This window comes from Aestuariivirga sp., from assembly GCF_020252405.1.
Taxonomy (GTDB): Bacteria; Pseudomonadota; Alphaproteobacteria; order Rhizobiales; family Aestuariivirgaceae; genus Aestuariivirga.
Map to the genome: position 1 here is coordinate 43,175 of NZ_JADCDA010000012.1, position 7,024 is coordinate 50,198.

The 7,024-nt window shown below is 65.9% G+C and carries 10 protein-coding genes; 4 read left to right on the forward strand and 6 right to left on the reverse strand.

Going from position 1 to position 7,024, the window contains the following annotated elements; all coding sequences use genetic code 11:
• Positions 1-142: 142 nt before the first annotated feature.
• Genes IOC69_RS02995 through IOC69_RS03010 form a run of 4 tightly spaced genes read right to left on the reverse strand, consistent with a single transcriptional unit; the run spans position 143 to position 2,589 of the window.
• Positions 143-646: a protein-tyrosine phosphatase family protein gene (locus IOC69_RS02995; RefSeq protein WP_290542044.1), complete on the reverse strand. Its 504-nt coding sequence runs from the start codon at positions 644-646 to the stop codon at positions 143-145.
• Complete coding sequence (locus IOC69_RS03000) at positions 643-1,248, reverse strand: HD family hydrolase (RefSeq protein ID WP_290542045.1); 606 nt, start codon at positions 1,246-1,248, stop codon at positions 643-645. The genes IOC69_RS02995 and IOC69_RS03000 overlap by 4 nt, the downstream gene beginning before the upstream one ends.
• A complete protein-coding gene (locus IOC69_RS03005; RefSeq protein WP_290542046.1) occupies positions 1,238-1,822 on the reverse strand; it encodes a DNA-3-methyladenine glycosylase I in 585 nt (194 codons plus the stop codon). The genes IOC69_RS03000 and IOC69_RS03005 overlap by 11 nt, the downstream gene beginning before the upstream one ends.
• Positions 1,819-2,589 (reverse strand): folate-binding protein, encoded by a 771-nt coding sequence (locus IOC69_RS03010; protein WP_366935497.1) that lies wholly within the window; start codon positions 2,587-2,589, stop codon positions 1,819-1,821. The genes IOC69_RS03005 and IOC69_RS03010 overlap by 4 nt, the downstream gene beginning before the upstream one ends.
• Before the next feature lie 116 nt (positions 2,590-2,705).
• Between IOC69_RS03010 and IOC69_RS03015 the strand changes: the two genes are divergently transcribed.
• The 3 genes from IOC69_RS03015 (at position 2,706) to IOC69_RS03025 (ending at position 5,779) form a co-directional block, all read left to right on the forward strand.
• Complete coding sequence (locus tag IOC69_RS03015) at positions 2,706-4,031, forward strand: dihydroorotase (protein WP_290542048.1); 1,326 nt, start codon at positions 2,706-2,708, stop codon at positions 4,029-4,031.
• Positions 4,032-4,145: 114 nt separating this feature from the next.
• A complete protein-coding gene (locus tag IOC69_RS03020; protein ID WP_290542049.1) occupies positions 4,146-5,129 on the forward strand; it encodes an MDR family oxidoreductase in 984 nt (327 codons plus the stop codon).
• A gap of 20 nt (positions 5,130-5,149) precedes the next feature.
• Positions 5,150-5,779 carry a LysE family transporter gene (locus tag IOC69_RS03025; protein ID WP_290542053.1) on the forward strand — a complete coding sequence of 210 codons (630 nt, stop codon included), beginning with the start codon at positions 5,150-5,152 and terminating at the stop codon, positions 5,777-5,779.
• Between the two features lies 1 nt (position 5,780).
• On the opposite strand, the gene IOC69_RS03030 is transcribed toward IOC69_RS03025, so the two are convergent.
• A complete protein-coding gene (locus IOC69_RS03030) occupies positions 5,781-6,038 on the reverse strand; it encodes a hypothetical protein (protein ID WP_290542050.1) in 258 nt (85 codons plus the stop codon).
• 88 nt (positions 6,039-6,126) lie between these two features.
• Positions 6,127-6,576 (reverse strand): NUDIX hydrolase, encoded by a 450-nt coding sequence (locus IOC69_RS03035; RefSeq protein WP_290542051.1) that lies wholly within the window; start codon positions 6,574-6,576, stop codon positions 6,127-6,129.
• Positions 6,577-6,595: 19 nt separating this feature from the next.
• Between IOC69_RS03035 and IOC69_RS03040 the strand changes: the two genes are divergently transcribed.
• Positions 6,596-7,024, forward strand: a 429-nt coding sequence (locus tag IOC69_RS03040) for an SOS response-associated peptidase (protein ID WP_290542052.1), incomplete at its 3' end; no start/stop codon positions are given.

Consider the following 7,024-nt stretch of genomic DNA (forward strand, 5'->3'; position numbering starts at 1 on the left):
TTCGGTTGAGCCCGTGGCCCTGGTCAGTTTGCAACCGGCGATCAGGCCGTTCCTGTTCTCCATGGTAAACCCCTCATCTCCCCGTTGCATGGCAGGCAACGTGTCCCTTCTTCTCTTGCTCGGGGAGCCACGGAAGACAGTCTTACGGCCTCAGCACGAATGGCGCGCCCTCGAAGGCATCCGCGCCGCGGCCGATCTTTTCGATGGCCTTCACCATCCTGCCATTTCGCCCCAGCACCTCATCCGCCAGCGACACGATCAACCGGTTCGGCGTGGCGGACGGCGAGGCGGCGCGCAGTTCGAAGGCCAGCTCCTCCTCGTCCGCCTGCGGCCGGAGCAGGCAGAGCGCGGTAAAGGCCGCCGCCGTGGAGCGGCTGATGCCGGCCCAGCAGTGGACCAGCATCGGCGCTGCCCGGTCCCAGTCCTGGAAAAAGGCGATCATCTTTTCCGCATCGGCCGCGCGCGGCGGCACATGGCCATCGATGGGCTGCACGATATCATGGAAATAGAGCCTGAGGTGCTGTCCGGGTGCAATGCCCACCGGCGCATCGTGCGGCGTGTCGGGTGCGAGCAGCGTCACCACATGGCTCACGCCGTGTTCATCGACGAGGGCTTGAACCTTATTGAGCGGGCCGACGACGATCATGGGGCAAGCTTCCTGAATGTCCTGAGATAAAGCGCGGCCGAATCATTGGGCGTCAGCGGCGTGAGGCGGAAGAAGCGTTGCGCGGCCTCGCCCGTCAAACCCTTCGGCTTGCCGAAGAATTTCTCCGCCTCGTCCACCGCGAAACCCGCAAGCTGTGTTGCTTCCAGATAGGCGGCGAGGCGGTCGCATTTCTTGATGAAGGTCTCCAGTGCCAGCGCGCCCTGCGGCGGCAGCCCGAAGCGGATGCGGATCGCCGCCAGCAACCGGTTCTCGAAAGCCTTGTAGTCGAGGCCCAGCGCCGCCTTGAAAGGCGAGATCATATCGCCCACCACATATTCCGGCGCATCATGCAGCAGGGCGGCAAGCCGCGCCTTGATGTCGAGGGATGAGTCGATATGCACCGCCAGCTCCTCCACCAGCACGCAATGCTGGGCGACGGAAAAGGCATGGTCGCCCTTGGTCTGCCCATTCCACCGCGCCACGCGCGCCAGGCCATGGGCAATGTCCTCGATTTCAATGTCGAGCGGCGAGGGGTTGAGCAGGTCGAGCCTGCGCCCGGACAGCATGCGCTGCCAGGCGCGCGGCGTCGCATCACGCGGCATGCTTGACCGCCTCGTGCCGGTGGCAATCGACGAGGTGGTCGTTCACCAGCCCGCAGGCCTGCATGAAGGCATAGACGATGGTGGGGCCGACGAAGCGGAAGCCGCGCTTTGCGAGGTCCTTTGACATCTTTTCGGCCAGCGGCGTCCTGGCCGGGATGTCGCTCATGCTCCGCAAGCGGTTCTGCAGCGGCACGCCGTCAAGAAAGTCCCACAGATAGGCGGAGAAATCCGGAATCGCCAGATAGGCCCGCGCATTGGTGACGCTCGCTTCGATCTTCAGGCGATTGCGCACGATGCCCGCATCCTGCATCAGGCGCTCGAGCTTTGCGGGGCTGTAGCGCGCCATCTTTTCCGGATCGAAACCGTCGAAGGCGGCGCGGAAATTGTCGCGCTTCCGGAGGATGGTGATCCATGACAGCCCCGCCTGGAAGCCGTCGAGCAGCAGCTTCTCAAACAGTGCCTGCGAGTCATATTCCGGCACGCCCCATTCCGTGTCGTGATAGGCCACATAGAGCGGGTCGGCGCCGCACCAGCCGCAGCGGCACAGGCCGTCCGCGTGTTTCACCGCGCTCATGCCGCCCCCGGAACTTCGTATCTGGCCCAGGCGGGCTTCAGCACCGTCACGGTCGCGCCATCGGCGACAAGCGGGGCCGTGGCCTCCGCCAGCCGGTCAAGACGGATAAGAGCCAGTGCCCGTGTCCCTGATGAGGAGAGCAGGGTGCCGATCTGTTTGACGCCTGAGCTGATCCCGGTGCCCCTGTGCGGCGCAGCTCCGCCCACCACCACCGGCAGGATGCGGCTTCTCGCCGTGCCCCGGTGCTCCATGCGTGACACCACTTCCTGGCCCACATAGCAGCCCTTCCTGAAATTCACCCCGCCAAGCTGGTCGAGATTGGCCTCATGCGGGAAGAACTCGCCTGAACCCAGGTCGGCCTCCGAATCCGCAAGCCCCGCCGCGATGCGCGCCGCATCATAGCCCTCGGCCTCGCCCTCGGGCGCGCCCATCATCCGCCAGCCGATGTCCTCACTGCGCGGGTCGCGGTAGCCGCCGGCTGCCGCCACCGGCGAAACTCCAACCGCAAGCTCGTCCCGCGCCGCGATCTCCACTTTGGCGCGGAGCCTGTACATCGCAAGCCGCTTCATCAAATCCGACCGCTGCCCCGCCGCGCAGTCGATCAGATAGCCGTCGCCGTCCCTCAGCACCATGATGTCGAACAGGATTTTGCCTTGCGGGGTCAGCAGCGCGGCATAGGCCGCCTGGCCCGGGCCCAGGTGGTCGATGTCGGACGTGAGCAGGTTGTGCAGGAAATGGCCAGCCTCCGGCCCCCGGACCGCAATCACGGACCGGCCGGGGAGGCGTCCGGCCCGAAAATCAAAGTTTTGCATCTCTGTTGCTTCGTTCGCGATCCACATTTACGAAGACCGGGAACAACCTGCAAGGAAAGCCGGGCCATTCCATGCCGTTCCACGCCGAATTGATCCTGAAGGGCGGCATCGTCGTCAACCATGACGGGGTGGGCCAGCGTGACATTGCCGTGTCCGGAGGGCGCATCGCCGCAATCGGCTCTTTTGGCGCGGATCAGGCGGGCGAGGTCATCGACTGCACGGGCCTCCATATCCTGCCAGGCGTCGTCGACAGCCAGGTGCACCTCAGGGAGCCCGGGGCCGAGCATAAGGAAGACCTCGAAACCGGCGGCCGTGCTGCCGTGATGGGCGGCGTCACCGGCGTCTTCGAGATGCCCAACACCAGCCCCCTCACCACGGACGCGGACACGCTCGCCGACAAGGTTCGCCGCGCCACCAACCGCATGTATTGCGACTTCGCCTTCTACATGGGCGGCACGCGGGAGAACGCGCATATGCTGGGCGAGCTGGAGCTGCTGCCCGGCTGCGTCGGCGTCAAGGTGTTCATGGGCTCCTCCACCGGTTCGCTGCTGGTTGATGACGACAAGGGCGTGGCCCGCATCCTCGCCAATATCCGCCGCCGCGCCGCCTTCCACTCGGAAGACGAGGACCGGCTGAACGAAAGGAAGCACCTGCGCGTCGCGGGCGACCCATCGAGCCACTATGTCTGGCGCGATGCCGAGGCCGCGCGGCTGTGCACCGAGCGCCTCGTCAGGCTTGCCCGCGAGGCGCACAAGCGCATTCATGTGCTGCACATTTCCACCGCCGACGAGTTCCCCATTCTCGCCGCCGCGCGCGACGTGGCGAGCCTGGAGGTGACGCCCAACCACCTCGTCTTCACGTCGGAGGATTACGCCCGCCTCGGCAACCTGCTGCAGATGAACCCGCCGATGCGCGAGCCCCATCACAAAGACGGCATCTGGAAGGCTGTGCAATCGGGTCTCGTCGATGTGCTGGGCTCGGACCATGCGCCCCACACGCTGGAGGAGAAGGCCAGGCCCTATCCCGCCTCGCCTTCGGGCATGCCCGGCGTGCAGACGCTGGTGCCCGTCATGCTCGACTGCGTGAACAAAGGGCTCCTCACCATCGAACGCTTTGTCGACCTCACCTCGCACGGCCCCAACCGCATCTTCGGCATGGCCTCCAAGGGCCGCATCGCTGAAGGCTATGATGCTGACTTCACCATCGTCGACCTGAAGGCGAAACGCACCATCACCAACGGCTGGATCGAAAGCCGCTGCAAGTGGACGCCGCATGACGGCCGCGAGGTGACGGGCTGGCCCGTCGGTGCCATGATCCGCGGCCGCCGCGTCATGTGGAACGGCGAGATCATCGGCAAGGCCCATGGCCGGCCCATCCGCTTCGTGGAAGCGCTTTAGAGCGGGTTTCGGTTCAGTGGACTCGAAACCTGCTCTGTCTCTTTGTTTGGTCGCATTTTCGACGGTCAACCGGTGTCCATTTGACCTGAGAGTGCTTAGAAAAAGGAAAACACCATGTCCTTCCGTGCCATTCTCATCAGCGAGACAGACGCCGGCCAGAAGGCGGAACTGACCCGCCTTGAGGAGTCAGACCTGATGGAGGGTGACGTCACCGTCGATGTCACGCACTCCTCCGTCAACTACAAGGACGGCCTCAACATCACCGGCAAGGCGCCGATCGCGCGGCGCTTTCCGTTGATCCCCGGCATCGACTTCGCCGGCGTCGTGCGCGCCTCCGCCAATCCGCGCTGGAAGGCGGGCGACCGCGTGGTGTTGAACGGCTATGGCGTGGGCGAGGGCCACCACGGCGGCTTTTCGGAAGTCGCCCGCCTCAGCGGCGATTGGCTGGTTCCTGCGCCTGAGGGCTGGACGGCGGCCGACTGCATGTCGGCCGGTGTCGCGGGCTACACCGCCATGCTCTGCGTCATGGCGCTGGAAGAGCAGGGCGTGAAGCCGTCGGATGGCGAGATTCTCGTCACCGGTGCGGCGGGCGGCGTGGGCACGACGGCGGTCGTCATCCTCGCCGGGCTCGGCTACCGCGTTATCGCCTCGACGGGCCGCGTCTCGGAGGAGCCGTTCCTCAAGAGCCTCGGTGCGGCCGGCGTCGTTGACCGCGACGGGTTCAACGGGCCGGTGAAGGCGCTGGCCAAGGCGCGCTGGGCGGGTTGCATCGACAGCGTTGGCTCCACCACGCTGGCCAATGTCATCTCGCAGATGAACCCGGACGCAACCGTCGCCGCCTGCGGCAATGCGCAAGGCATGGACCTTCCCACCAACGTTGCCCCCTTCATCCTGCGCGGCGTCAAACTCGTCGGCGTCAATTCCGTCTCGACACCCATGCCGCGCCGCCTCAAGGTGTGGGAACGGCTGGTGCAGGACCTTGACCTCGCGAAGCTCCACGCGCTGACGACGCATGTGAAGCTCGAAGACGTGCCGCGGGTCGCCGCCGACATCGTGGCGGGCAAGGTGAAGGGCCGGGTCGTCGTCGATATCGCATAGGGCATGATCCGCAAAAAGTGATGGATGTCTCGCTGCTCTTCATCGGCATGGCCATCGGCCTTGCGGTGACAGCGCCGCTCGGGCCGGTCAGTATTCTCGTCATCCGCAACGCCATCCGGCGCGGCTTCGCGGTGGCGTTTCTCGTGGGCTTCGGCGCGGTGGCGGCGGACGTGCTTTATGCCGCGGCCGCTGCCTACGGCGTCAGCTGGGTGTCACATCTGATCGGGGCCTATGCCCGGCCGCTGCTCCTCGGCGGCGGCGTGCTGCTGGTCATCACCGGCGTCTGGCTGGCGCGCAAGCGGCCGGAGCTCTCCATGACCGGGGTCGGCGAAGTGCAGACCGCGAAACTTGCCAGCAATATATTGGCGGGTTTCGGCCTCACCATCTCGAACCCGGGAGAGTTCTTCGGGTTCCTCGCCATCTTCGGCGCCATGAGCGGCGTGTTGCGGCTGCATGAGGATGCGGCAAGGCCGCCCACGGTGATCGCAGGCGTGGCCCTGGGCGGAATTGTATGGTGGCTGTTGCTGAGTTTTCTGGTCTCGCGCTTCCGCGCCCGGATCGGCGGAACCATGCTGGCGCGCATCAGCCGCTGGACGGGAATTCTGATCGCCGCCTTCGGTTTCGCGTTGCTGATGCAGGCGCTCGCCTGACCTACTGGCGGGCGCGGACGAGCGAGAACTCGCCGCTGCGCACGCGCTCCGGCAGGCGCGCGCACATCTCCGCCACCGGCTCCTCGCCATAGGTGGAGATGAGTTCGGACAGCGCGGCGAAGATCGCGGCGGTGGCAATGCAGTCCGGGTCCACGCCTTCATAGGCGGCTTCATCCCAGGCATCGCGCAGGAATTGCAGCGCCAGCTGCTTTTCGGCGGCGGCGCCGGCATCGATCGGGCGGGAGAAATTCTTCAGCATGCTGTCCATCGTTTCGCGGCATCGCTCCGCACTCTGAGGCGATCATAGCAAGCGGCCCGGCGCGGGCCAGCCGCCGCTTAAAGGAGGGTTAACCGCCGCGGCCCAAATCTTGAACGCCGTTAAGCATCTGGCGCGCCCTGGCAATGGCTTCGTGCATGTTGGGAGCAAGCCTGAAGCCTTGCAGCCGGTCCGGGTCGGCCCAGACGGCCGCCGCCGCATCGCTCGCAGGCAAGGGCTCCCCGGGGCCCGCAACGCCGAGATAGGAGGCGATCACGTAGTGCGCCGCGAGGAGGCCGCTGCCATCTCTGCGGATCACGTCATAAAGGCCGAGCAGGCCGCGGAACTCCGCCGTCATTCCCGTTTCCTCGCGCAGTTCGCGGGCGGCGGCGTCTTGGAGTGTCTCGCCCGGTTCCACGTGGCCTCCGGGGAAAGCCCAGATGCCCTTCGGCGGCTTTGCCCGCTCGACCAGCAGCACCTTGCCGTCACGCCAGATGGAGGCCGAGACGCCGAGCTTCGGCCACTGTTGCTCATCCGCCATTCGTGATTATCTCCGCCCCATGTGCGGACTCTATAGCCTGTCGAAGACGCCGCGGGAAACCAAAGCCTGGTTCGGATACCCGGAGGATGAGGATTTCCCGCCGCGCGCCCATGTGGCGCCGGGCCAGCCCATCGCCGTGGTGCGGATGGACAATGGCGCCCGCCATTTCGCGCTGGTGCGCTGGGGCTTCATCCCCTCCTGGGTGAGGCAGGTGAAGCCCGGCAAGCCGCTCATCAACGCGCGCGGCGAAACGGTGATGGAGAAGCCCTCCTTCAGGAGCGCCATGCGCCGCCGCCGCTGCCTCGTGCCGGCCGATGGCTATTACGAATGGTCAGGCGCCGAGGGCCGCAAGACGCCCTTCTTCGTGCAACGCCCGGACAAGGGCCTCTTCGCGCTCGCCGGCCTGTGGGAGCACTGGATGGGGGCTGATGGCTCCGAACTCGAAACC

Coding starts and splice junctions, on each gene's coding strand:
- IOC69_RS02995 (WP_290542044.1), bottom strand. CDS start 646: ATGATCGTCGTCGGCCCGCTCAATAAGGTTCAAGCCCTCGTCGATGAA.
- IOC69_RS03000 (WP_290542045.1), bottom strand. CDS start 1,248: ATGCCGCGTGATGCGACGCCGCGCGCCTGGCAGCGCATGCTGTCCGGG.
- IOC69_RS03005 (WP_290542046.1), bottom strand. CDS start 1,822: ATGAGCGCGGTGAAACACGCGGACGGCCTGTGCCGCTGCGGCTGGTGC.
- IOC69_RS03015 (WP_290542048.1), top strand. CDS start 2,706: ATGCCGTTCCACGCCGAATTGATCCTGAAGGGCGGCATCGTCGTCAAC.
- IOC69_RS03020 (WP_290542049.1), top strand. CDS start 4,146: ATGTCCTTCCGTGCCATTCTCATCAGCGAGACAGACGCCGGCCAGAAG.
- IOC69_RS03025 (WP_290542053.1), top strand. CDS start 5,150: ATGGATGTCTCGCTGCTCTTCATCGGCATGGCCATCGGCCTTGCGGTG.
- IOC69_RS03030 (WP_290542050.1), bottom strand. CDS start 6,038: ATGCTGAAGAATTTCTCCCGCCCGATCGATGCCGGCGCCGCCGCCGAA.
- IOC69_RS03035 (WP_290542051.1), bottom strand. CDS start 6,576: ATGGCGGATGAGCAACAGTGGCCGAAGCTCGGCGTCTCGGCCTCCATC.